This window comes from Arthrobacter sp. ok909 (assembly GCF_900104405.1).
Lineage (GTDB): Bacteria > Actinomycetota > Actinomycetes > Actinomycetales > Micrococcaceae > Arthrobacter > Arthrobacter humicola.
The window spans coordinates 1-23,778 of record NZ_FNJS01000024.1 but is presented as its reverse complement, the minus strand read 5'-3'; the positions used below and the strand labels follow the sequence as shown (position 1 = coordinate 23,778).

Annotated in this window: 21 protein-coding genes; 11 read left to right on the top strand and 10 right to left on the bottom strand. The window is 67.9% G+C overall.

Translation table 11 applies throughout. The features are described from left to right. Positions 1–67 precede the first annotated feature (67 nt). A complete protein-coding gene (locus BLR03_RS17095) occupies positions 68–373 on the top strand; it encodes a hypothetical protein (RefSeq protein WP_091255014.1) in 306 nt (101 codons plus the stop codon). Positions 374–382: 9 nt separating this feature from the next. Here the strand turns inward: BLR03_RS17095 and BLR03_RS17090 are convergent, their stop codons facing one another. Then, complete coding sequence (locus BLR03_RS17090; protein WP_091255012.1) at positions 383–1,018, bottom strand: DedA family protein; 636 nt, start codon at positions 1,016–1,018, stop codon at positions 383–385. Positions 1,019–1,046: 28 nt separating this feature from the next. Further along, positions 1,047–2,045: an RluA family pseudouridine synthase gene (locus BLR03_RS17085; protein WP_091255010.1), complete on the bottom strand. Its 999-nt coding sequence runs from the start codon at positions 2,043–2,045 to the stop codon at positions 1,047–1,049. Positions 2,046–2,268: 223 nt separating this feature from the next. On the opposite strand from BLR03_RS17085, the gene BLR03_RS17080 reads away from it, so the two are divergent. Both BLR03_RS17080 and BLR03_RS17075 read left to right on the top strand, forming a co-directional pair. After that, positions 2,269–2,955, top strand: coding sequence for a winged helix-turn-helix domain-containing protein (locus BLR03_RS17080; RefSeq protein ID WP_091255008.1), 687 nt, complete (start codon positions 2,269–2,271; stop codon positions 2,953–2,955). After that, positions 2,948–3,640: an ATPase gene (locus BLR03_RS17075; RefSeq protein ID WP_091255003.1), complete on the top strand. Its 693-nt coding sequence runs from the start codon at positions 2,948–2,950 to the stop codon at positions 3,638–3,640. Before BLR03_RS17080 ends, BLR03_RS17075 begins: the two co-directional genes overlap by 8 nt. Positions 3,641–3,885: 245 nt before the next feature. Here BLR03_RS17075 and BLR03_RS17070 read toward each other — a convergent pair whose 3' ends face one another. Then, positions 3,886–5,457 carry a MocR-like transcription factor YczR gene (locus tag BLR03_RS17070; protein ID WP_091255001.1) on the bottom strand — a complete coding sequence of 524 codons (1,572 nt, stop codon included), beginning with the start codon at positions 5,455–5,457 and terminating at the stop codon, positions 3,886–3,888. A 61-nt stretch (positions 5,458–5,518) separates the two neighbouring features. Here BLR03_RS17070 and BLR03_RS17065 point away from each other — a divergent pair, with 61 nt between their 5' ends. Then, on the top strand, positions 5,519–6,199 hold the full coding sequence (locus BLR03_RS17065; protein ID WP_091255000.1) for a membrane protein YczE: 681 nt from the start codon (positions 5,519–5,521) through the stop codon (positions 6,197–6,199). Positions 6,200–6,271: 72 nt separating this feature from the next. Here the strand turns inward: BLR03_RS17065 and BLR03_RS17060 are convergent, their stop codons facing one another. From BLR03_RS17060 to BLR03_RS17035, 7 genes are all read right to left on the bottom strand, one after another. After that, positions 6,272–7,138: a DNA-formamidopyrimidine glycosylase family protein gene (locus tag BLR03_RS17060; RefSeq protein WP_091254998.1), complete on the bottom strand. Its 867-nt coding sequence runs from the start codon at positions 7,136–7,138 to the stop codon at positions 6,272–6,274. Beyond that, the gene (locus tag BLR03_RS17055; RefSeq protein ID WP_091254997.1) at positions 7,131–12,233 is read right to left on the bottom strand and encodes an Lhr family helicase; all 5,103 of its coding nucleotides are present in this window, start codon (positions 12,231–12,233) and stop codon (positions 7,131–7,133) included. Before BLR03_RS17055 ends, BLR03_RS17060 begins: the two co-directional genes overlap by 8 nt. Before the next feature lie 62 nt (positions 12,234–12,295). After that, positions 12,296–12,910, bottom strand: a complete 615-nt coding sequence (locus tag BLR03_RS17050; RefSeq protein ID WP_091254995.1) for a DUF4232 domain-containing protein — start codon at positions 12,908–12,910, stop codon at positions 12,296–12,298. Positions 12,911–13,039: 129 nt separating this feature from the next. Beyond that, entirely contained in the window at positions 13,040–13,726 is a 687-nt protein-coding gene (locus BLR03_RS17045) for a YcnI family copper-binding membrane protein (RefSeq protein WP_091255078.1), read from the bottom strand. 326 nt (positions 13,727–14,052) lie between these two features. Continuing rightward, a complete protein-coding gene (locus BLR03_RS17040; protein ID WP_091254994.1) occupies positions 14,053–14,670 on the bottom strand; it encodes a hypothetical protein in 618 nt (205 codons plus the stop codon). Positions 14,671–14,803: 133 nt separating this feature from the next. Beyond that, positions 14,804–14,947 carry a hypothetical protein gene (locus BLR03_RS24500; RefSeq protein WP_175460600.1) on the bottom strand — a complete coding sequence of 48 codons (144 nt, stop codon included), beginning with the start codon at positions 14,945–14,947 and terminating at the stop codon, positions 14,804–14,806. Beyond that, positions 14,934–15,179 carry a hypothetical protein gene (locus BLR03_RS17035; protein WP_091254992.1) on the bottom strand — a complete coding sequence of 82 codons (246 nt, stop codon included), beginning with the start codon at positions 15,177–15,179 and terminating at the stop codon, positions 14,934–14,936. The genes BLR03_RS24500 and BLR03_RS17035 overlap by 14 nt, the downstream gene beginning before the upstream one ends. Before the next feature lie 356 nt (positions 15,180–15,535). On the opposite strand from BLR03_RS17035, the gene BLR03_RS17030 reads away from it, so the two are divergent. From BLR03_RS17030 to BLR03_RS17000, 7 genes are all read left to right on the top strand, one after another. After that, the gene (locus tag BLR03_RS17030; protein ID WP_254788567.1) at positions 15,536–16,579 is read left to right on the top strand and encodes a LacI family DNA-binding transcriptional regulator; all 1,044 of its coding nucleotides are present in this window, start codon (positions 15,536–15,538) and stop codon (positions 16,577–16,579) included. After that, on the top strand, positions 16,576–17,550 hold the full coding sequence (locus BLR03_RS17025; protein ID WP_254788566.1) for an ABC transporter permease: 975 nt from the start codon (positions 16,576–16,578) through the stop codon (positions 17,548–17,550). Before BLR03_RS17030 ends, BLR03_RS17025 begins: the two co-directional genes overlap by 4 nt. A 7-nt stretch (positions 17,551–17,557) precedes the next feature. Next, a complete protein-coding gene (locus BLR03_RS17020; protein ID WP_254788565.1) occupies positions 17,558–18,517 on the top strand; it encodes a carbohydrate ABC transporter permease in 960 nt (319 codons plus the stop codon). A 79-nt stretch (positions 18,518–18,596) separates the two neighbouring features. Then, a complete protein-coding gene (locus BLR03_RS17015) occupies positions 18,597–20,204 on the top strand; it encodes an ABC transporter substrate-binding protein (RefSeq protein ID WP_091254986.1) in 1,608 nt (535 codons plus the stop codon). A gap of 112 nt (positions 20,205–20,316) precedes the next feature. Then, on the top strand, positions 20,317–21,825 hold the full coding sequence (locus BLR03_RS17010) for a glycoside hydrolase family 32 protein (RefSeq protein ID WP_091254984.1): 1,509 nt from the start codon (positions 20,317–20,319) through the stop codon (positions 21,823–21,825). 126 nt (positions 21,826–21,951) lie between these two features. Continuing rightward, positions 21,952–22,887: a carbohydrate kinase family protein gene (locus tag BLR03_RS17005; protein WP_091254983.1), complete on the top strand. Its 936-nt coding sequence runs from the start codon at positions 21,952–21,954 to the stop codon at positions 22,885–22,887. A gap of 101 nt (positions 22,888–22,988) precedes the next feature. Further along, the coding region (locus BLR03_RS17000; RefSeq protein WP_091254981.1) for an aldo/keto reductase at positions 22,989–23,778 on the top strand (790 nt) is incomplete at its 3' end.

Below are 23,778 nucleotides of genomic sequence, written 5' to 3'. Positions count from 1 at the left end.
TCGGGGGCGCGTCCGCGGGAATCCGGCAGGATCTGCGGGAGGATCGGAGGGCGGATAGGGTTGTTTCATGCCGTCGTTCCAGACCAGACTGAAGATCACCGGACTCAAGCCGGGCAACCACCCGGAAGCGGTCATGGCCGCGGCCATCGAGGCGCTCGGGACGCGGCACCACGTCGAATCCCACCAGCTTGATCTCGCCGGCGGCGTGCCGCAGCTGAATCTGCGCTTCCTGGTCGACGCCACCGCGTACAGCACCGAGAACAGCCAGGCGCTCGAATCGGCCGCCATGATGCGCGACGCCGTCGAACGCGTTGCGCTCACCGGTGCGCTGACGGTGCTGCGGCGCAGCCGAGGCCGCTGGGCGCCGGTCTAGAAAAGGCGTCTAGAAGTCGAGTTCCTCGTCCGGGTCGCCGGGGGTGGGCGCGACGGGGGAACGGCTGCCCCGCCGCCGCGTCACGATCACGCCCACGATCGCGCCGATCAGCAGCCCGACGCCCACGCCGATCAGGGAGCTCGCCCAGAATGGGAGCCGGGTGGCCGAACCTGTGAAATAGCCCAGCGCCACGGACCAGCTGGCCCAGAGCAGGCCACCGAGGGCCGCGCAGAGGCTGAACCCGCGCGTCGAAACGTTCGCGATGCCTGCCGCAGCCGTCGTGGCGAGCCGCCCGCCGGGGATGAAGCGGAGGCCGATGATCGCGCCATAGGTGGAGGACCGGCCCGCCTTCGCAATCGCCGAGTGCACAGCCGCGTGGAACTGCAGACCCCATTTCCAGCGGTCAAGCACGTGGCTGAGCCGCCGCTTGAACAGTTGGAACACCAGCAGATCCCCCAGCCAGGAGGACACGGCGGCGAGGAGCACCACGAGGAAGCCGTTGACGTGGCCCTCCGCGGAGAGCGCGCCGCCGGTGATGACGAGCATTTCCGAGGGGATGGGCGGAAAGATGGCATCGCCGATCACGAAGGGGAAGATCCAGAAATAGATCGCGGCGCCCCAGCTGTCCGCATTTCCGAAGTCCATGGGCACAAGGTACCGCACTTCCAGCCTGCTATCGGGCTTCGCTCAGGTTCAGGCCGCTGCGGTATTCCACCGGGGCACCCGAGATGGGGTCGACGAAACGGATTCCGCGGGCCAGGAGCTGCAGCGGCTTGGTGTAATCGTCCGGGGCTTTGTCCAGAAGTTCCGGGTAGAACGCATCGTTGACGATCCCCAGTCCGAGGGAGGCCATGTGCACGCGGAGCTGATGGGTTTTCCCCGAGTGCGGCTCCAGCCGGTACAGCGCCCGGCGTCCGGGGCCGCCGTCAATACTCCCGCGTGGGCCGCCGTCGGTCTCGCGTGAAACATGCGTGTTGGCGTCCGTTGCGCCGGTGGAGTCAAATGTCCGCAGCCGCTCGATCCGGGTTTCCGCGTTGGGCTCGCCGTCAATGACCTCGGCGAGCAGGTAGCTGCGGGACTTGGTCATCCGGTTGCGCACCACCACGGGGAAGTCGACCGCGGGATGGCCCGGGGCCGGTTCGGCGGCGGACACGCACTCGTATTCCTTCTGGACCTGGCGCTTTTCGAACAGCACTTGGTACTTGCCCCGGGTCTCGGGGTTCGTGGAGAGCAGCAGGATGCCGGCCGTCATGCGGTCCAGGCGGTGCATCGGGATCAGGTCCGGCAGGCCGAGCTGGTTCCGGAGCCGGACCAGGGCTGACTCCTGGATGTAGGTCCCGCCGGGGGTGGTGGGCAGGAAGTGCGGCTTATCCACGACCAGCAGGTGATCGTCCTGGTGCAGGATGGTCAGCTCCACGGGTATCCGCGTCTCCGGCGGCAGGGTGCGGTAGTACCAGATGAACGTGTGGTCCTGCAGCGGCGTGGCGCGATCCAGGGCCACCCCGGCCTCGCCGACGATCTCGCCGGCGTCGAACCGGTCCTCGATACCCTGCGGATCAATGTGCCCCCAGCGGTGCATCATGTAATCCAACGCCGTCTCCCAGGGCCCCTCGTCCGGCAGGCGCAGGCGTGTTGCATTGACGCCGTCGCGCACGGGGAGGGGGGATTGCATCACGGGTCCATTCTACGTGTGCGCCTCTTGCCCCCCGGCCCGCGTGCGGCCCGCCCGCCCCTGCCCTGCCCCAGTTCGCCCGAGTTCGCCCTACGCGTGCGAATTCGCCGGAAGCTTACGGCGAACTGGCACGGTTGCGGCGAACTCGAAGGGCCTCGCCGCCCGACCGCCGACCAGAAAAAATTTCTTGACAAATAAAATTGTCGGCGAGCAGACTTGAAGCATGTTGGACATCGAGGTGATCGAGGACCCGGCCGCTGCGGAGGCCTCCCTGGACCCGATCCGGACCCGGATCCTGCGCGAGCTGGCCGAGCCCGGATCGGCAACGCAGCTCGCCGCGAAGGTCGGCCTGCCTCGGCAGAAGGTGAACTACCACCTCAAGGCCCTCGAGCGGCACGGGCTCGTCGAGCTCGTCGAGGAGCGGCGGCGCGGCAACGTCACCGAACGCATCCTGCAGGCGACGGCGGCGTCGTACCTGATTTCGCCGGCGGCGTTGGCCTCGGTGGCGCCGGACCCGCACCGGTTCTCGGACCGCTTCTCCGCCTTCTGGCTGCTGGCGCTTGCCGCCCGCATGGTCCAGGAGATGGGCCGGCTGATCGCCGGTGCGGCCGCGGCCAGGCAGAAACTCGCCACCTTCGCGATCGACGGCGAGATCACGTTCCGCTCGGCGGCGGACCGGGCGGCCTTCGCCGAGGAGCTCGGCGTCGCTGTGACCCGGCTCGTAGACAAGTACCACGACGCCGGACCGGGACCCGCAGCGGGTTCCCCGGCGGCGGGACGCAAGCACCGGCTCGTCGTCGCGCTCCACCCGGCCCTGAAAGCGCCGGCAGCCGAACCGGCACCCGCCGATTTACACGCCACAGACCGACAAACTACAGACCCGCAAGCTAAGGAGCAGGACAATGACTGACAAGCGTGAATTTGAGATCGTCTACGACACCGAACTCCCCGGCACCCCGGAGCGGGCGTGGGAGGCCGTCACCAAGGACACCCCGGCCTGGATGTTCCCTACGGACCAATGGCCGGCGGTCCGGACCGTGGATGAGTATCCGGCGCACCTCGTGTCCCGGATGGACGGTCCGGATGGCTGGTTCAACCAGCTCGAGCACGTCCTGGCACCGCTCGACGGCGGCCGCGCCCGGCTGCACTACGTGCACAGCGGCATTTTCGCGGACAACTGGGATGAGCAGTACGACGGCGCCAGCAAGCACACCGCGTTTTATCTGCACACTCTGGGTCAGTACCTGAAGTACTTCGATGGCAAGCCCGTGGTCTTCACGGACATCCAGGCGCCGGCCGCATCGCAGACCCCGGACGGCTTCGACCGGCTCAAGAAGGCCCTTGGCGTTGGCGCCGCGGCCCAGGGGGAAACGGTCCAGCTGGAGCTCGACGGCGTCGGCCCGCTCACCGGCGAAGTGGACTTCGCCAACGAGAACTTTCTCGGGCTGCGGACCGCGGATACGATGTACCGCTTCTTCGGGCGCAACGCTTTCGGGGCGCCGGTGGGCATGACCGTTCACGATTTCAGCGGCGCCGGGGACACCGGGGCGACGGAGAAGGCCTGGGCCGGGTTCCTGGCGACGGTGTACGCGTAGGGCCGCGACGCGCATGCCGGCTGGCGAGGCGCATTCCACCTGGTGACGCGCATCCCGGCCGGCGACGCGCAAATGCCTTGTCGATACCCGGATTCGGGCGTCGACAAGGCATTTGCGTAGCGTAAGAAAGTGCAGGCCGCGCCGAGTCGTTTGCGTAGCGTGGGAAACGGTCGGCCGCGCCGGGTCGTTGCGCAGCGGAGGAAAGTGCGGGCGTCGCCGGGCGTCGTTCCCCTCCACGGCTGCGCTCAGGCGATGGCGACGGCTGGCGGTCCCGTCAGGTCCCGGCGGCCGGCGAGTTCCCTTCGCAGCTGCGGCGATGCCTCGAGCCGGTCCTGCGCGGCCCGTAGGGCCAGGACCGCCGTTTTCAGTTGCTCCGGGGGCAGCGTGAACGGCAGCCGCAGGTATTGCTCGAATGCGCCGCCGACGCCGAAACGGGGTCCGGCGGCGAGCCGGATTCCGACGTCGGGAGCCACCACCGCGAGGGCGGTGCTGATCGGCGCCGGGAGGCGGCACCAGAGGGACAGTCCGCCGTCGGGCCGTTCCGGCTCCCAGCCCGGCAGGTGCTCGCGCACCAGGTCCAGCAGGGTGTCCCGGTTCTCACGCAGCGCGGCTAGCCGGGCAGGCAGCGGCTCGGCGATGGCGTTGACCAGATGCGCCGCGGCAAGCTGTTCCACCACGGGGCCGCCGAGGTCCAGGGTGGTGCGGGCGGCGGCGAAGCGCTGGATGAGGGGTTCGCTGGCCCGGATCCAGCCGGTGCGCAGCCCCGCCCAGTGCGACTTGCTGAGGGAGCCGAGGGAGACCACCGCCGCGCTGAACGCGGCCATGGGAGCGGAGCCGGCGCCGTCGAGGTTCAGCTCCCGCAACGTCTCATCGGCTACCAGGACGGTTCCCGATGCCGCGGCGGCCTTCACGAGGCGGCGCCGCTGGGAATCGGGCATCAGCCGGCCCGTGGGGTTGTGGAAGTCCGGCACCACGTAGGCCATTGCGGGCCGCTGCTGCAGGAGCGCTGATTCCATGGCGTCGAGGTCCCAGCCGCCGGCGCTGGTGTGAAGCGTGCCGTCGTGGCCGCCGGCGTTGCGGGCTGTGCCACGCTGCGCTGTGCCGTTGGGGGCCGCGACGGGCATGGCCACCGGAACCGGGCGGCAGCCCGCGGCCCGGATGGCGTCGAGGGCATTGGGGTAGCTCGGATGTTCCACGAGCACCTTGGTGCCCGAGCGGCCGGCCAGGGTCCGGAGCACAATGTTCAGGGCATGCTGCGCGCCCGAGGTGACCAGGATCTGCCCGGCCGTCGTGGGAACCCCTGCGGCGGTGTACTGCGCTGCGATGGCTTCTCGGAGCCGGCCCACGCCCAGGGCGTCGTAGCCGAAGCCCGGCAGCAGTGCCGGCAGCTCCGTCAGCGCCGCGGCAAAGGCCCGGTGCACCACTTCGCCGCTGGCGGGCAGGGGCGCGTAGGCCAGGTCCAAGATTCCGTCCGGCACGGCCAGGCCGGGAGCGCCGCTGAGCCGCAAGGCGCCGTCGGGGCCGCCGGCATGCGCGGGCCCCTGGCTCGGGATGCAGCTCCTGCTTCGGCTGCCCTGGCCGCTGCTGAGGAAGCCTTGGTCGCGCAGCAGGGCGTACGCCGCGGTCACCGTGGTGCGGCTGATGCCGAGGGTCGCGGCCAGCGAGCGCTCGCTGGGCAGTGCGACATCCAGGGCGACGCGGCCGTCGAGGATGAGCAAGCGGACGACGTCGGCCAGTTCGCGGTAGGCGGGGGCGGCACCAACGTTCCACTCACCCAGCAGACGGGTCAGGGACCCCGGAGTCAAAGAGACGGACATAGAGCCAGTATTTCAAACTGGCTATGGATTACAAGGCCAGTTCTCTTGGAGGATTGATTCCATGTTGACCCGCAGACTCCTCCAGCTCCTGATCGGCCTCGCCATGTACGGCGTTTCCCTCTCCATGTTCATCCGAGCCAGCCTCGGTACGGCGCCGTGGGACGTCCTGCACCAGGGCTTGACGGCCAAGACCGGACTCAGCCTTGGCACGGTGGTGATCATTGTCAGCTTCCTAGTGCTGCTGTTCTGGATCCCGCTCCGGCAGTGGCCCGGCGTCGGCACGCTGTGCAATGCGGTGCTGGTGGGGGTCTTCGCCGACCTCGGGCTGGCTCTGATTCCAAAGTTCTCGCAGCTCGGCGGCCAGATCGGTCTGCTGGTCGGGGCGGTGCTGCTCAACGGCGTGGCCTCCGCCTGCTACATCGGCGCCCGCCTGGGCCCCGGCGCCCGCGACGGCCTCATGACCGGTCTCGCCCGGCGCACGGGCTGGCCGGTTCGGGTCTGCCGCACCGGCATCGAAGTGGTGGTTCTCGGTGCCGGCTGGCTGCTGGGCGGTTCGGTGGGTGCGGGCACGGTGCTCTACGCGCTGGCGATCGGGCCCCTAGTGCAGTTGATGCTGCCGTGGTTCACGGTGCCCGAGGCGCGGCGCGCCACGGCAGCACAGCCCGCCACAGCAGCACGGACGGAAGCGGAAGCCGCCGAAGCGGCAGGTTCCGTCGCCCGCGCGTCCGCAGCGGCGTCATGACCCGTCATGACCAGTGGTGTCCCCTCGTTTCAGCGGATCTGATGACCGGCTGATGTGTCCGGTTCCGCCCCCTCAGCCGACGCTGGCCCTGTCAGGACCGGGCAGCGGCTGGCACGTGGGGCAATAGTAGATGTCCCGTTCCTCCGTGATGGCACCGCTGACGGTCTCCTTGCCAAGGACCCCGCGGCGGATCGGGGTACCGCATTTGAGGCACGGCTGGTGCTCGCGCCGGTAGACCCAGTAGCCGGGGCGCCCGGCCGTGCGGCCCACCGGGACACCCCGCGCATTCAGCACGGTGGTCCGGCGGCCCGGGCCGAGATTGGCCGACAGCAGAACCTGGGCGTCCGTGATCATGGCGGCGAGATCCGGCACCGCGGACACGGGCGCCCCCGGATGGACGCCCGAGAGGAAGCAGGCCTCGCACCGGTAGATATTCCCGATCCCCGCCAGCTTGCTTTGGTCCAGCAGGGCGACCCCGATGGGCACGTCGGGGTCCGCGCGCAGCCGGCGTTCGGCCTCGGCCGCGTCCCAGTCCGGGCCCAGCAGATCCGGGCCCAGGTGCCCCACGATCGAGCCCTCCTGGTCGGTGCGGACCACCTCAAGAATGCCGAGGGAGAACCCGACGGCCTCGGCCGTGGCGGTGCGCAGCACGCACCGGGCCGTGAAGCCGGGCTTCCGCCACCGCCCTCCGGACGGGTAGACCTGCCAGCTGCCCTCCATCTTCAGGTGCGAGTGGATGGTGAGCCGGTCCTTCGGCGTCGGCCCCTGCACCCGCATCAGCAGGTGCTTGCCGCGGGGCACCACCTCGTCCACGGTCCAGCCGCCGAGTTTCAGGGTGGCGAAGCGCGGGACGCGGAAGTCGGACGAGACCAGTTCCTTCCCGGCCAGAGCGGCATGCAGCTGCGCCGCGGCGCGGAAGACGGAATCGCCCTCAGGCACGGATCCTCAGTCCCTTCGGGGTGGAGTAGGCCCCGGCCTGGGCGAGGGCGGCGGCCACCGGGGTGTCCAGGATGCCGTGGCCGTTGACCTTCTCCATGATCAGCTTGTCCACCGCGCCGCGGGTCACCACTCCCACCAGGGCCGTGCCCGCCGCGGCCAGGACCTCGGTGTCGTCGCTGAAGGCGAGCAGGGTCTTGCCGCCGCGTTCGACGTAGAGGGCCAGGGCGCCGTCGACCAGAACCACAAGGGCGCCGGCTTTCCGGCCGGGGCGGTGGCCCGTGCCGGCGTCGACGTTAAGCGCGGGCCACGGCAGCGCGGCGCCGTACGGGTTGGCGGGGTCGGTGGCGGCGAGGGCGAGCGCCACCGGTTCGGCCTTGTGCAGCTGGGCGTCCTCGACGTAGGACCGCAGCCGGTCCACGGTGGCCGGCACGGCGAACTGCGCGGCGCCGAGGTGCTCGATGAAGTAGCCGCGTCGGCACCGGCCGGCCTCCTCGAGCCGTGCCAGCACCTTGTACATGAGGCCAAAGCCGCCGAGGATGTTTTCTGCCATGACGGAGCCGCGGGTGACCACGCCGTAGCGGTCCAGGAGGAGTTCCGCGGTGGCCCGGGCGTGGATGGTGGCATCGAGTTCCGGGGACGGCAGGGCGGACCAGCGTCCAGCGGCGAGCGGGGGAGCGGGCGCGGTGCCGGTCACCGAGCCGTACCTGCCGCCGGTGAGTCCCGGCGATCCGAGCAGGCCGGTGCCGTGCGCGCGCCCGAGCCGGCTGAGCCGCGGCGCGCGGGCCCGCGGGGCGCGCCCCACCTGCCGGTGCGCGGTGTGCCCGCCGGCGATGAGGGCCCGGACGGGGGCAAAGGTGTCGCCGGTGATCCGGCCCGCCCAGGCGAGATCCCACAGCGCGGCCACCACGTCCTGGTCGCTCAGTACGGTGTCCATGCCGCCGGCAACGTCGGTCAGCTGCCGGAAGAAATAGCCGCCGCCGTTGGTCTGCAGGTGTTCCAGGATCCGCCGCTGCGCGTCGCCGGGTTCGAAATCGACGGCGGGATTCAGCGTCAGTTCGGCCGAATCGGCGAGGTGGAGGCTGATCCAGCCGTCGTTGCCGGGCAGCGAGCCGGCCCCGGACCAGAGGACCTCGCCCGCGGCCATGAGTTCGTCCAGCATGGCCGGCTGGTAATTGGAGACGCGGCTGGCCAGCACCAGCGGCTCCCAGGCGGAAGCCGGAATGGGCACGCCGGAGAGCTGGTCGATGGCCGTGATGATGCCGTCGAGGCCGCGCAGCGCGGACTGCCCCCGGCCGCCGGGTGTTCGCACGTTTTGCCAGGCGGGAAGGAACCGGCCGTACGCCGTGGCGTCCACGGGCTCCACTTCGGCCCGGAGCGCTGCAAGCGAACGGCGGCGCAGCTTGCGGAGGACCTCCGCGTCGCACCATTCGCTGATACCTGCCAGCGGCAGGACAGCGGGCAGAACGGCAGACGGAGCCGTGGCCGCCGCGTGCTCGGATTCCGCGGTGCCGGGTGCCGTGCTGGCTGCCGTAGTGTCCGCCGTGACTGCGGGCGCCGGCGCGTGCGGGCGGAACTCGCCTTCCACCACGCGGCCGTCCGCGGCGAGCCGCTTCAGCGCGGTGCCGACGACGGCGACGCCGAGGCCCAGCCGCGCCGCGGCCTCGGCGGCGGTGAAGGGCCCGTGCGTGCGGGCGTAGCGCGAGACGAGGTCGCCGAGCGGGTCTGCGACCGGTTCAATGAACGCCAGCGGCACGCCCATGGGCAGCGGCACGCCGAGGGCATCGCGGAGCCGGGCGGCGTCTTCGACCGCCGCAAAGCGTTCGACGCCGGCGAGGTTGACCTTGATCGCCCGGTTGGCCCGCTGCAGCGCGGTCAGGTGGGCAGCGGCGGCGTCACTGGAGGTCCGAGCAGGCTCCCGCGCCGGGGCAGCCTCGGCGCTCTCCGCCGCCAGGGTTCCGGCGGTTTCCATGCCCGCGGCAGGTGCCGCCACCGATTCCAGGCGGGCGGCAACCTCGTCCGGAGTGAGCGGGCCCAGGAGACGCAGGAGGTCCGCAACGCCCTCCAGCCCGCGCGCCCGGCGGTCCGGAGCGAGCCGCTGCAGCTCACGTTCCGTGGCGTCGATGACCTTCACATCGAGCAGTTCTCGCAGCTCCACCCGGCCCAGGAGCTCATTGAGCAGGGTGGAATCGAGCGCCAGGGCCGCGGCCCGGCGCTCCGCCAACGGGGAATCCCCTTCGTAGAGGAACTGGGCCACGTAGCCGAAGAGCAAGGACTTCGCGAACGGCGAAGGCTGCTGGGTGGTGGTCTGCACAATCCTGAGCTCGCGGCGTTCCACCGAGGCGGCGATGTCCTTGAGCGCCGGAAGGTCGTAGACATCCTGCAGGCACTCGCGCACCGTCTCCAGGACAATCGGGAACGTCGGGTACTTCCGGGCCACATCGAGCAACTGCGCGGAGCGCTGCCGCTGCTGCCACAGCGGCTGCCGCTTGCCGGGGTTCTGCCGCGGCAGGAGCAGGGCGCGGGCGGCGCACTCGCGGAAGCGGGAGGCGAAGAGGGCACTGCCGCCGACCTCCGCCGTCACGATCTGCTCCAGTTCCTCGGGATCGAAGAGGAACAGCTCCGCACCCGGCGGCTCGTCTTCCATCATCGGCACCCGCAGCACGATGCCGTCGTCGGCGGCCATCGCCGAGCCGTCCATCCCGTAGCGCTGGTGCAGGCGCTGGCCCACGGCCAGGGCCCACGGCGCATGCACCGGCAGGCCGAACGGGCTGTGCAGCACCACCCGCCAGTCCCCGAGCTCGTCGTGGAAGCGTTCCACCACGAGGGTGGTATCGCTGGGGACCACCTCGGTGGCGAGCCGTTGTTCGGCGAGGTACTGGATCAGGTTGTTCGCCGCGTAGTCGTCCAGCCCGCTGGCCTTGCACCGCTCGGTGGCCGGTCCGACGTCGGACGCTGAGAGTTCGCGCATGAACGCGCCGAGGGCGCGGCCCAAGTCCACGGGCCGGCCCAGCGAATCGCCCTTCCAGAACGGCAGCTTGCCCGGCTGGCCGAACGCCGGCGAGACCAGGACGCGGTCGTGCGTGATGTCCTCGATCTTCCAGCTGGTGGCGCCAAGGGCGAAGATATCGCCCACCCGCGATTCATAGACCATTTCCTCGTCGAGTTCGCCCACCCGGCGCCCGCCCTTGGCCGCCGCCGTGGCAGGGCTGGCTGCCCTGCCGTCCGCACTGGCACCGGCGGAACCGCCGGTGCCCTCGACCTCGGTGCCGATGATGTAGACGCCGAACAGCCCGCGGTCCGGGATGGTTCCGCCGGACGTGACGGCGAGCCGCTGCGCCCCGGGACGGCCCTCGATGGTCCCGGCGTTCCGGTCCCAGATGACCCGCGGCCGCAGCTCGGCGAATTCGTCCGAGGGGTAGCGTCCGGCGAGCAGGTCCAAGGTGGCCTCGAACGCGGACCGGGGGAGCGAGGCGAAGGGCGCGGACCGCCGGACCGTGGCGAACCATTCCTCGACGTCGATGGCGCCGAGCGCGGCGGCGGCGACCGTCTGCTGCGCAAGGATGTCCAGCGGATTGGCCGGCACGCTGAGCCGCTCGATCTTGCCGTCGAGCATCCGTTCCACAGTGATGGCCGTGTGGACGAGGTCGGCCCGGTGCTTGGGGAACAGGACGCCCTGGGAGATTTCGCCCACCTGGTGGCCGGCGCGGCCCACCCGCTGCAGGCCGCTGGCCACCGAGGGCGGCGACTCGACCTGCACCACGAGGTCCACGGCTCCCATGTCGATTCCCAGTTCCAGGGAGGACGTGGCCACGACGCAGCGCAGCCGCCCGGACTTGAGATCGTCCTCGATCAGGGCCCGCTGATCCTTGGATACGGAGCCGTGGTGTGCGCGGGCCAGCACGGGATCGGCGCCCGCGGTGCTGCCGGCCTGGGCCATCATGTGCGCCGGCGTGGCGGTGGAGGTGGGCAGCGCCGAGGCGCCCCCGGACTGCACGGCGATCGGCACAGCATTCGGTCCGGCTTCGAAGTCCGGCGCGCCTGCGCCAAACTCGGTCCAGCCGCCGCCGGCCGCCATGAGCTGGCGTTCGGCGTAGATCTCGTTGAGCCGGGCGGTGAGCCGTTCGGCGAGGCGGCGGGAGTTCGCGAACACGATGGTGGACTGGTTGGCCAGCACCAGGTCCACGATCTTCTCCTCCACATGCGGCCAGATGGATGCCTGCGGCTGGAGTCCGGAGGCAGGACCCGAGTCGAAGGCCCCCGCGGCGCCCTGGAGATCGGACATGTCCTCCACCGGGACAGAAACGGTCAGGTCCCAGTTCTTCCGCGACGGAGGAGCCACAATTTCCACCGATGCCGACCCGGCGAGGAACTGCGCCACCAGCTCTTTGGGTTCCACGGTGGCCGACAGCCCGATCCGCTGGGCGGGCTTGGGCAGCAGCGCGTCGAGCCGTTCCAGCGACACCGCCAGATGTGCCCCGCGCTTGGTGCCGGCGACGGCGTGGACCTCGTCGATGATGATCGTGTCCACCTCGCTGAGGGTTTCCCGCGCCTTGGACGTCAGCATCAGGAAAAGGGATTCCGGGGTGGTGATGAGGATGTCCGGCGGGTGGCTGAGCAGCGAGCGGCGGTCGGCCGCCGTCGTATCCCCGGACCGGACGCCCACGGTGATGAGCGGGGCGGGCAGGTCCAGGCGCTTGGCGGTCTGCGTGATGCCGATCAGCGGCGCGCGGAGGTTGCGTTCGACGTCGACGCCGAGGGCCTTGAGCGGGGAAATGTACAGTACGCGGGTCTTCCGTGCGGCCGTTTTCCGGCGCCCACCCTTGGCCGTCGCGTCCAGGCCGGGTAGGGTTTCGGACTCGACCGGGGCGGAGACGATCAGCCGGTCGAGCGCCCAGAGGAACGCGGCGAGCGTCTTGCCGGAGCCGGTGGGAGCGACGACGAGGGCGTGCGAGCCGGAGGAGATGGCATTCCAAGCGCCGTTCTGGGCCGGGGTGGGCCCGGAAAAGGCGCCCAGGAACCAGTCCCGGGTCGGCCGGCTGAACCGGTCCATGGCGTCGGCCGCAAGTGTGCCGCCAGCGAGCTCCTGCCCCTTCATTCCTCCATCATGCCCTAACCCGCCGACACTATTGGCCGGGCAAGGTCCTGGGGCGTCGGGTGCTACTTCGGCTGGAAGGCCCCGATGGTCAGCAGGTTGATCTCGGTGTTGCTGCAGGCATCAAGCGGCTGCGCGAGGAACAGGGAAGCGGTGTCCTCGGGCGGGTAGACCCGGAATCCAGCCGCGGGCGTCCGGGTGCAGTCCCCGTAGTTGGCGGCCTGGGTATAGCGCAGGGTGGCGACGCCGGCCTGGCCCGGGGCAAGCTGGACATCAGTGACCGGGGTGGCGTCATCGCGGGTGGCCGCGGCGCCGATCGGCTCGCCGTCGGCCCCTGCCGTGAGGGAAACGCCCGCGTAGCCCTTGAGCAGGCACGGCTCGGTGCCGGAGTTGGTCACGATCAGTTTCATGTAGACGCTGCCCGCCGCGCCGCCGCCGGTGGAGTCGGTGGTGGCCGTCAGGCCCGCGGCCTTGCACAGCGCGGGGCCGGACTGGGCCGCCTGCGATGCCGGGGCGGCAGAGGTGTCCGTTGCGGCACCGGAGGCTGCGGGCAGGCTGGCCGGGCTGGCCGACGGCGTAGCCGGGGACGTCGCCGACTGGGTCTGCGCCGCGCTGCCCCCGCAGCCGCTGAGCAGGAGGGCCGCGACGGCAGCCGTTGTCACAAGCAGTGCATGATTCATTCGCTGAGACCTCATGGCACCACCTTTATGCCCGCCGATGCCTTAGTCAACGACGCCACGGCGACGGAGCCCCGATTGATGCCCGGATTGTGATTTCCGGGCATCAACCGAGGCAAACCGCGCTGCGTGTTACTTCTCAGATGCGTCGCTGCTGCCGTTCGTCACGCGGCTTCGGATGAACGCGGCCCCGCCGAGCACCAGGCCGCCGAGCCCGGCCGCCAAGGCGCCCCAGCTTCGGGCCTGCGCGCCGCCGTCGTCCACGGACGCCATCTGGGTGGCGGCCGGGGCGGCCTCAACGCTGGCGGTGTGGGCCGAATGGCCGTCCGCGCCGGCGTCAGCGTCGGTGACCGTCACCGACGGTGACGGGGTTTTGAGGGACTCCTCGTCCTGGCCTTCCTGCGGGATCTGGGACCAGTCCGTCTGACCCTGCTCGCAGGTCTGCAGGGTGGGGAAGTAGAGGGTCTTTCCCGGGGTATCGGGCAGCTTCACGGAGAGCACCAGGGTGTCCCGCAGTTCCGGGTCCAGCGGGGCCTTGGCCGTGTAGACGATCTGGCTTGTCCGCTTGGTGATGGACGTGCCGTTGTCCAGCTTCTTGGGCGCGGGCAGTTGTTCCGTCACTTTCTGTGCCGTCCAGTTCGGGTTCACGGTGGGCTGGGCGTCGTTGAGTTCGGCGGGCAGGGTGATGGTCATTTTGGTGGTCCCGGACGTGTCGCAGCCGTGCGGAATCCCGAAGGTCAGCAGGGCGTACGAGTTCGCGGCGGTCTTGTCCGGGGTGGCTTCGACGTGCGCGGACGCGGCCGGAAGCCCGGCGAGCATCAGCGCCGCCGTTCCGCCGGCCACGGCCGTGACGGAGAGGGTGCGGCGGAGGGTAGAGGCGTGCAGTGTGGTTTTCACGGTAGGGGTGCCTTTCAGGCGGACGCGCTGCGCTCGGGGCAGCGCGAAAGCGGGGGTGGACGCGGCGGCTCGTACCGCTCATGGCTGCGCGGATCAGCCCAGCCCAGGTCAGAACGGGGCAGCACAGGCGGCCCGGAACGAGGCGGATTCGATCAGCGCAGGCAGCGCACGGCAGCGCAGGCCGGATCGGAACGGGCCGGTTAAGGGCACAGCAGAGCGGTTCAGCTCCGGCCGCGGCCGGAACGATGTCAGGGAAGTACGGCGGCGGCGGGCGGGCCCCGGCGGCTATCGGGCCGGAGGTTCCGCCAGGGGAGCGGGGCACAGTCCGAAGGCCAGCCGCCCGACGCCGGCGCGGTGCCGGCGTCGGGCGTCACCGGCGACGGGAGCTGGACAAGCGGCCGGAGCCAGGCGGCGAGAGCCCACAGGGCGTCCTCGCCCTTGGCCAGGAGCAGCGCGCACGCAAGAGTGGCCAGCGCGTGGCCAGCCAGCATGAGCAGGGCAAGCGGGGATTCCAGCTCATGGGACTGAAGATGGGTGAGGGTTCCAGCGGGGATGACGGCCGGGCCATGGTGGGGTGGCTCGCCGGCCGGCTTCCCCGCAACGGATCCGCCGAACGCGGTGAAGGCCTCGTGCAGGGCCACTTGGCCGGCGCCCAGGAGGGCGGCCGCGGCCGGGAACCCAAGATGGAGCCGGGTGGCAACCGTGCAGGCCAGTCCGGTCAGGGCCAGGATGGCAACCAGAATGCCGGAACCGGGCAGTTGGCCGCCGGAGACGACGTGGGCACAGGCGGCCAGCGTCACCGCAGTGGTGGCGAACAGTGCGGCCCGGAGGGAATGGAAAGGAACCCGGGCGTGGTGTGGTCGCACGGAGTCCTCCTGACGGGTCGCTGATCGCGGGTCGCGGTTTCCTACCAGATTCTACCGGGGCCCGGGAGCTGAGGAGCCCGGGCGTCCGGCGCCGGAGGCGTGCGGGAGTGCCCGGGGAGGGAAGCCGCTGTCGCTAGTCCGTCTCGGGGCCCGAGCAGTAGTGGCAGTCATCGGGGCAGGAGGCGGCGCCGGAAGCCCAGGTGTCCGTCCCGGCCGCGGTGCCGGACAGCGCGGTCGGCTGCCGCACCAGGGTTGCTTGGCGTTCAGTTGTCAGCATGACGGGCTCCCTCGGGGTCTGCCACGATCAGTTCGAAGCCGTCGGCAACATGGAACAGCTGCCGGCGTCCGCCGTCGGACAACACCCACACGACGGCGCCGTCGGCGGTGCGGTTATCGACGCGTCCGGCGTACTCAATGCGGCCACCCCGGCGGAGGTGGACGGCGTCGCCGATCTCGACGTCGTCCCAGTGCGCGGGGCCGCCGAAGGGCCGGTTCTTCTGCAAAGTCATGAGGATTCCTGAAAGGTCACGGGGAAACGTTGATGTGATCCAGCTAACCGTGGAAGGGCTTGTCGGCTCAATGGTCAAATGAATGAGACACTTCCGTTCCCTTGTGCAAAAGTCCAAGCACGGGAGTCCGTTGCGGGGCCTGCTGAGACGGCCAATCCGCAGATGCTCCCACCAAGTACGATCTCGTCGAGCCGGAATGGAATACTCTGTCGCACTCGAAGATGCTCAGGCGTCAACATCGAGACCATCGAGATGGGCACCCCATTGGCCATGTTGACGGCCGATGTGATGCAAGATACAGTTCACAACGAGTTATACGAATAACCGATCGAATTACTTGGCCCGAGGAGGTGCCCATGGCTGGATCGCGGCCAAAGTCCGGACCGACGATGCATGATGTCGCCGCCGCCGCCGGTGTCTCTCAGGCCACCGTGTCCCTGGTTCTGAATTCGGCCTCCGGCTCGCGCTTTTCCGAAGAGACCCGCCGGCGGGTACGTGACGCCGTGGACCGGCTGGGATACCGCACCAACGCCCACGCCAAGGTTCTCCGCGACGGCGTGGCCGGCATGATCGGTTTCATCGGCGATTCCGTAGCCACAACTCCCTTTGCCGGCGCCATCATCGAGGGAGCGCAGGAGCGGGCCTGGGAAGACGGGCTCCTCCTGCTCACAATGAACACCGGCGGAGACAAGGACCTTGAAGCGGCATCCTTGGACACCATGCTCTCCTACAAGGTCGCGGGAGTCGTCTACGCTGCCATGTACCACCGGCGCCTGGACGTCCCGGAAGCCCTGGCGGGTGTGCGGTCGGTGGTCCTGAACTCCCAGGACCGTGCCGGACGCCTCCCGAGCGTCGCCCCGGACGAGGTGAAGGGTGGCTATGCCGCCACGCGCCGGCTGCTCGACGCAGGGCACCGCCGTATAGGGCTGATCAATATCGAAACCCTCGAAAGCAGACTTCCCGCCGCCGTCGGCCGTTACGAAGGCTACACGATGGCCCTTGAGGAGGCGGGCCTGGACGTGGATCCGGAGCTGGTCCGCTTCGGCGGAGGCGGCGAGGAAGACGGCTACCGGTACGCGGTGGAGTTGATGACGGCCGCCAAGCCGCCAACCGCAATTTTCTGTGCGAACGACCGGACGGCCTGGGGCGCCTATCAGGCGGTCGCGGACCTGCGTCTGTCGATCCCCGCGGACGTCTCGATTGTGGGTTTCGACAACCAGACGACCGTGGCGCCCCACCTTCGTCCGGGCCTGACCACTTTTGAACTGCCGTTCGTCGCCATGGGCAGGCGTGCAGTTGAACTGATTCTCCAGGATGCGGAACCCCATGGCGGGGTCGAGCTGATGGAGTGCCCTTTGATTGAACGGAATTCAGTGACACATCCTAAGGAGATGCCGTGAGCCGCACCATCCCGGCCCGACGCGGGCGTCCGTCCGCGGCACCGCTGCCGCAACGAAGGATTTCTTTTTCGCTTCGCCTGAAAAGGATTTCCCGGGCCTGGCAGTTATACGTATTACTAACCCCGGCCCTCGTGTACATCCTGGTCTTCAAGTACTGGCCGATGTACGGGGTGCAGATCGCGTTCAAGAACTACAACCCTGCTGAGGGTTTTACCGACAGTCCGTGGGTGGGCCTGACGCACTTCATCAGGTTCGTGAACTCGTACCAGTTCGGCCAGGTCCTCGGAAACACGCTATGGATTGCCGTTCTGGGCCTGCTGGTGGCCTTCCCGATCCCGATCATCCTGGCGTTGCTGGTCAATCAGCTCCAGAGCGAGAGGTTCAAGAAGTTCACCCAGACGGTGCTCTATTCGCCTGCGTTCATTTCCACCGTCGTGGTGGTGGGCATCATGTTCGTGGTCCTGTCGCCGCGGTCGGGGCTGGTGAACAACGCGATCCAGCTGGCCGGCGGCGAGCCGATCTTCTTTATGGGTTCGGCGGAGTGGTTCCGTCCCATCTACGTCATCTCGGATGTCTGGCAGAACGCCGGGTTCTCCATGATCGTGTATTTGGCGGCCCTGGCGGCCATTGATCCGGCGCTGCACGACGCGGCGAAGGTCGACGGCGCCTCGAAGCTCCAGCGCATCCGGCATATCGATCTGCCGGGCATCATGCCGGTGGTAACGATCCTGTTCATCCTTGCCATCGGCAACCTGCTGAATGTCGGTTTCGAGAAGGCGCTGCTAATGCAGACGCCGCTGAACCTCTCGAGCTCGGAGATCATCCAGACCTACGTCTACCACGCGGGTCTGCAGCAGGCGCAGTTCAGCTATTCGGCCGCCATCGGCCTGTTCAACTCCGTCCTCAACCTGGCGCTGCTGCTCTTCTTCAACACGGTGGCGCGCCGGGCCAACCAAGCGACCCTGTGGTGATGCCGAGATGTCTTTGAAAACCAGCCCCGTCAACATCGACACCCCGAACAGAAACGTTAGCCCGGGCCGGCCCAGGCCGACGTTGCGGGACAGGTACGGTGACCGCGCCTTCAACATCGCAGCCACAGCCATCCTGCTGCTGTCCATCCTGGCTGTGGTCTACCCCCTCTACTTCATTGTCATTGCGTCCGTCAGCGATCCGAACGCGATCTACGAAGGCAAGGTCTGGCTGTTCCCCTCCGGCGTGACATTTGAGGGCTACCAGCGGATTTTCGCGGACAGCCGGATCTGGAACGGCCTGGGGAACACCGTCATCTACACCGTCCTGGGCACCGCTATCAGTGTCACCACGATCCTCTGCGGCGCCTACGCGCTGTCCCGCAAGGACATGCCGGGCCGGAAAATCCTGATGCTCCTGTTCGTCATCACCATGTTCTTCGACGGCGGACTCATCACCAAGTACCTGGTCGTCCGGGACCTGGGCATGCTCAACACCGTCTGGGCCGTCGTTCTCCCAGGCGCGGTCGGTGTCTGGAACCTGATCATCGCCCGCTCCTTCTTCGAACACACCATCCCCAACGAACTGCGTGAAGCCGCCCAGATGGATGGGGCCACCGACTTCAAGTTCTTCTTCAAGATGGTGCTGCCCCTGTCCAAGCCCCTGATCATGCTCATGGTCATGATCCACGTCGTGGCCCAGTGGAACTCGTTCTTCGACGCCCTGATCTTCCTGAACGATGACTCCAAATACCCGCTGCAGCTCGTCCTGCGCAACATCCTCATCCAATCCGATGTTTCATCCACCGGCACCACCGGGGGAGACATCCAGTCCTATGCGGCAGCGCAAAGGATCGCGGAGCTCACCAAGTACGCCATGATCGTCGTCTCGAGCCTGCCGCTGATGATTGCCCTGCCATTCATGCAGAAGCACTTCACCAAGGGCGCCATGATCGGCGCTGTGAAATAGGGACCCTTCGCCGCGCACCACCCGTCCCCGGGGCACTCGCCACGGGCCGGCAAAACCACACCTCAGAATAGGAATGACCATGGCAATCAGCCGCAAATACGCCGTCCTTGGCGCCCTCCTGGCCGGAACGATGACGTTCACCGCCTGTTCCGGCGGCCAGTCCGGCTCTCCGGAGGTCAAGGACGCCTCCGCTGACTTCGGATTCCAGGCAACAGGCTTCCCGATCGTCAGCAAGCAGCTGACCCTGAAGTTCTCGGGAACCAAGACGGCCCTGGCACCGGACTACAACACCATGACCGTGGTGAAGAACTGGGAAAAGGACACCAACATCCATATCGACTGGCAGAACCTGCCCGATACGGTCTTCCAGGAAAAGAAGAACCTCATCCTGGCCAGCGGGGACCTTCCCGACGCGTTCTTCAACACTGGCCTGACGGATGCCGAGATCGCCACGTACTCCGCCAGCGGCACCCTGATCCCGCTGGAGAACCTGATTGAGAAGAACGCTCCCAATCTCGCCAAGCTGCTCGCAGCCCGTCCGGACATCAAGGCAGCCATCACCTCCTCCGACGGGCACATCTACTCCCTGCCGTCCGTTGAGGAGCTCGGCCTGGTCCAGTTCCCCAACGAAATCGCCATCAATACCGCCTGGCTGAAAAAGCTCAACATCCCCATGCCCAAGACCATCGCTGAATTCCACGACGCCCTTCTGGCGTTCAAAACCCAGGACGCGTCCGGGACCGGCAAAACCATCCCGCTGAGCTTCATGCCCGGCTCCTGGTGCGGAGACATCGTTGACCTGATCGCGGCCCTGGGCGGGGTGCCGGACAACATGGATCACCGCATCGTGCAGGACAACAAGGTCATCTTCACCCCCACGCAGGACGGCTACAAAAAAGCCATCCAGACCCTGCACCAGTGGTATCAGGAAGGTCTGATCGATCCGGAATCCTTCTCCCAGGACGACAAGGCCTACCTCGCCAAGGGCAAGGCCGCCACGGAAAACCTCGGCTCGTTCGCCTGGTGGGAAGTTCCGGAGATGGTCGGCGCAGACCGCGCCAATGACTACGCCCTTGTGCCCGTGCTCCAGGGCGTGGACGGCAAGCGCATCGCCAGCCGGTCCAACAACCAGGAAATCGCCCGCGGCGCCTTCGCCATCACCCGGGCCGACAAGTACCCCGCCGCGACCATGCGCTGGGCCGATAACCTCTACGACCCCATCCAGTCCGCCCAGGCCAACTGGGGACCGATCGGTGAAACCCTGCAAAAGGATGCCAACGGGCTGCTGGTACAGATCCCCGCGCCGGCCGGAACCAGCGAAGGTGAACGCCGCCAGAAGGTTGCCCCGGGCGGACCGAAGGCCAACACGGCGGAGAACTTCAAGTCCGTCGTCGCTCCTGAACCGCGCGCCGCGGAACGCCAGAAGACGGTCAACGAAAACTACAAGCCCTTCGCCGGCAACGACGGCTACCCCCCGGTGGCACTGTCCACCGACGAACTCCAGCAGATCAGCAGCATTGAAACCGACACCACCTCCCTGGTCAAGCAGAACATGGCCAAGTGGATCGTCTCCGGAGGCATCGAGCAGGAATGGGACGGCTACGTCACCCAGCTCAAGAACATCGGTGTCGACAAGATGATCGAGGTCTACCAGCAAGCCTACGACCGCTACAAGAAGAACTCCTAGCCACCGAGACCACGGGGCAGGCCGGACACCACGCGCCGGTCTGCCCCGCCTCCGGGGACCCCGCACCGGGAAATTCCCGCATGCACCAGCACAGAATCGAGACCCGACCCTCATGACTGCCGTGACCGCCACGACGGCCGACACTTTCCGGCCTGCCCTGCACTACGCAGCCCGGAATACCTGGCTCAACGACCCCAACGGCCTGATCCACCATGAGGGCGTCTACCACCTCTACTACCAGAACAACCCGCTGGACAACGTCTGGGGAAACATGTCCTGGGGGCACGCCACCTCCATGGACCTGCTGACTTGGACCGAGCACCCCGTCGCCATCGCCTGCGACGAGACGGAAGACATCTTCTCCGGCAGCATTGTCTTCGACCGGCACAACACCAGCGGATTCGGCACGGATTCCGCGGCGCCGCTGGTCGCCATCTACACCAGCGCCTACAAGACGGTCTCCGCACTCTTCGGTGTCCAGGCCCAGTCCTTGGCCTACAGCCTGGACGGCGGCTACACCTGGACCAAACACCCCGGCAATCCCGTACTAGACCGGGGGTCACCTGACTTCCGCGACCCCAAGGTCTTCCGCTACGAGTCCGACGCCGGGAGCTACTGGGTTATGGTGGCCGTGGAAGCCCAGGATTTCGAAGTCGTCTTCTACAAGTCCCACGACCTCAAGGACTGGGAGCTGTTGAGCAGCTTCGGCCCGGCCAACGCGACCGGCGGCGTGTGGGAGTGCCCGGACCTCTTCCCGCTGCCTGTCGACGGTAACCCGGAAGACGTGAAATGGGTCCTGACGGTGAACCTCAATCCCGGCGGCCCCAACGGCGGTTCGGCCGGGCAATACTTCGTCGGAGACTTCGACGGCACCACATTCACCTCAGCCACCACGGTCACCGACGGCCTGCAGGACCCGGACAGGCTGGGCGAGTACCAGTGGCTCGACTGGGGCCGCGACTACTACGCGGCCGTCTCGTTCAGCGACGTTCCCGACGGCCGAAGGCTCATGATCGCGTGGATGAACAACTGGCAATACGCCAACGAGATCCCCACATCGCCATGGCGCAGTCCCATGTCCCTGGTCCGTGACGTGTCCCTGCAGAGCGTGGATGGGAGCTGGCGGCTGGTGCAGCAGGCCGCAGGGGATCTGGCCCCACACGCTGAACACACCCCATCATTCAGCCTCGCGGCAGTCGAAATATCCGACGGCCAGCACGCCCTCGACGGCGCAGCCGGCAGCGTCCAACGCATCGAGCTCACAGTCACACCCGGAACAGCCGAGGAATTCGGGCTGATTGTCCGCGGCGATGGAACACGGGGAACCCGCATCGGCCTCCGTCCCACGGAAGCGCTCATCGTCGTCGACCGCCGGGAATCCGGGGAAACAGACTTCCACGGATCCTTCGCCTCCCTCGACACCGCCCCGATCCGGACGACGGACGGCTCCTACGAACTCACCGTCTATGTGGACCGCTGCTCCGTCGAGGTCTTCGCCCAGGGAGGCCAGGTCACCTTGACCGAATTGATCTTCCCGGCCGCCACCAGCACCGAGATCTCGCTCTACGCCATCGGGGGCACGGCAACCATCAACAGCCTGAGCGTCATGCAATACGCATAACGGTCCCGAGCCTGCCGGCGAAGCGGCAGTGGCCCCCCTGACCCCGCGGCCTGATCACGTCCGCACCATGAACGCCGCGTCCTCCACCGCGAGCCCGACGGCACACCACCTGAAGAAAGTCAGCACATGCACTACCTCGAGTCCGCCGGCCCGTCCCGGCAGTTCCTGGACGTCGTCGTTGTCGGCGAAGCGCTCATCGACGTCGTCAGCTCGCCCGAGGGGACGAGCGAATACCCTGGCGGGTCACCCGCCAATGTCGCCTATGGGCTTGGCCGGCTCGGCGTCAACACCGGGCTGTTGACTGCCATTGGCGACGACGAACGCGGCGCCGCCATCGAGCGGCACCTGCGCAGTGCCGGCGTGACGGTGCTGCCCGGCTCATACTCCCTAGGCCGGACCGCGTCGGCGACGGCAACGCTCGCCACGGACGGGTCCGCCAGCTACGACTTCGACATTTCCTGGGCACTGGAACCGGCCGCGCCCGCCTATCTCCCGATGGTCCTTCACGCCGGTTCGATCGCCACGTTTCTTGCGCCGGGCGCGGATGCGGTCAAATCCCTCCTGCAACAGTGCCGCCAGGAATGCACGATCACCTATGACCCCAATGTCAGGCCCGCGCTGCTCGGCAGTCATGCCGAGGCCAAGTCCATCTTCGAAGACCTGGTTCACCTGACGGACGTCGTCAAACTCAGCGATGAGGACGCCCAATGGCTCTACCCCCGGAAGGACTTGGATGACACCGCCGCGCACCTCCTCGGGCTGGGCGCCGGGCTGGCTGTCATCACCAGAGGATCACAGGGTTCACTGCTCGCCACCGCTGCGACACGGCTGAACATCCCTTCAGTAGAATCCGGGGTCGCCGACACGATCGGCGCCGGCGACTCGTACATGGCAGCCCTGATCCTGGGGCTCCTCACCCGCGGGACCGACGGCCTCGCGCCCGCTGTTCTGGAGCAGCTGGGACGCACAGCATCCATGGCTGGCGCCATCACGGTGCGGCGCCCGGGAGCAAATCCGCCGACGCTACAGGAACTCCGGACCCATCTGCAGCCCGCATCCTAGCCGGGCAGCAAGACCCATCCTTTTGACATTTCAGCATCCTCCCGCGCCGTTTCCGGCCCGGTAGCCGCAGGGACAACCTGACTCCGAAAGGCAGTACGAGCATGGAATACCGCAAACTTGGTTCCTCCGGCATGTACATCAGCGGACTCGCCTACGGGAACTGGGTCACCCACGGTGAGCAAATCGACCAGGACGAGGCCATGGCCTGCGTCCGGCAGGCCCTGGATCTGGGCATTACCACCTTCGACACCGCCGACGCCTACGCCGGCACCCGCGCAGAACACACGCTCGGTGAAGCTCTAGCCGGTGTGCGGCGCGAAAGCGTCGAGATCTTCACCAAGGTCTACTTCCCCACCGGCGAGGGCCGGAATGACCGCGGGCTGTCCCGCAAGCACATCACGGAATCCATCAACGGCTCGCTGAAGCGGCTGCAGACCGACTACGTGGACCTCTACCAGGCCCACCGCTACGACTACGAGACACCGCTGGAAGAAACCATGCAGGCCTTCGCCGACGTCGTCCGGGCCGGAAAGGCCCACTACATCGGAGTCTCCGAATGGACCGTGGACGAAATCCGCACCGGCGCCGCCCTCGCCCGGGAACTAGGCATTCAACTCATCTCCAACCAACCTCAATATTCCCTGCTCTGGCGGGTCATCGAAAAAGAAGTCGTCCCCACCTGCGAGGAGCTGGGACTGGGACAGATTTGCTGGTCACCCATGGCCCAAGGCGTCCTGACCGGAAAATACGTCCCCGGCCAGGCCGCCCCGGCAGCATCACGCTTCACAGGTCAGGACGGCAAACTCAAGTCCGACAACCGCTACCTGACCGAGGACATCCTCACCAGCGTCCAGCAGCTCAAACCGCTCGCCGCGGACGCCGGCCTGTCCA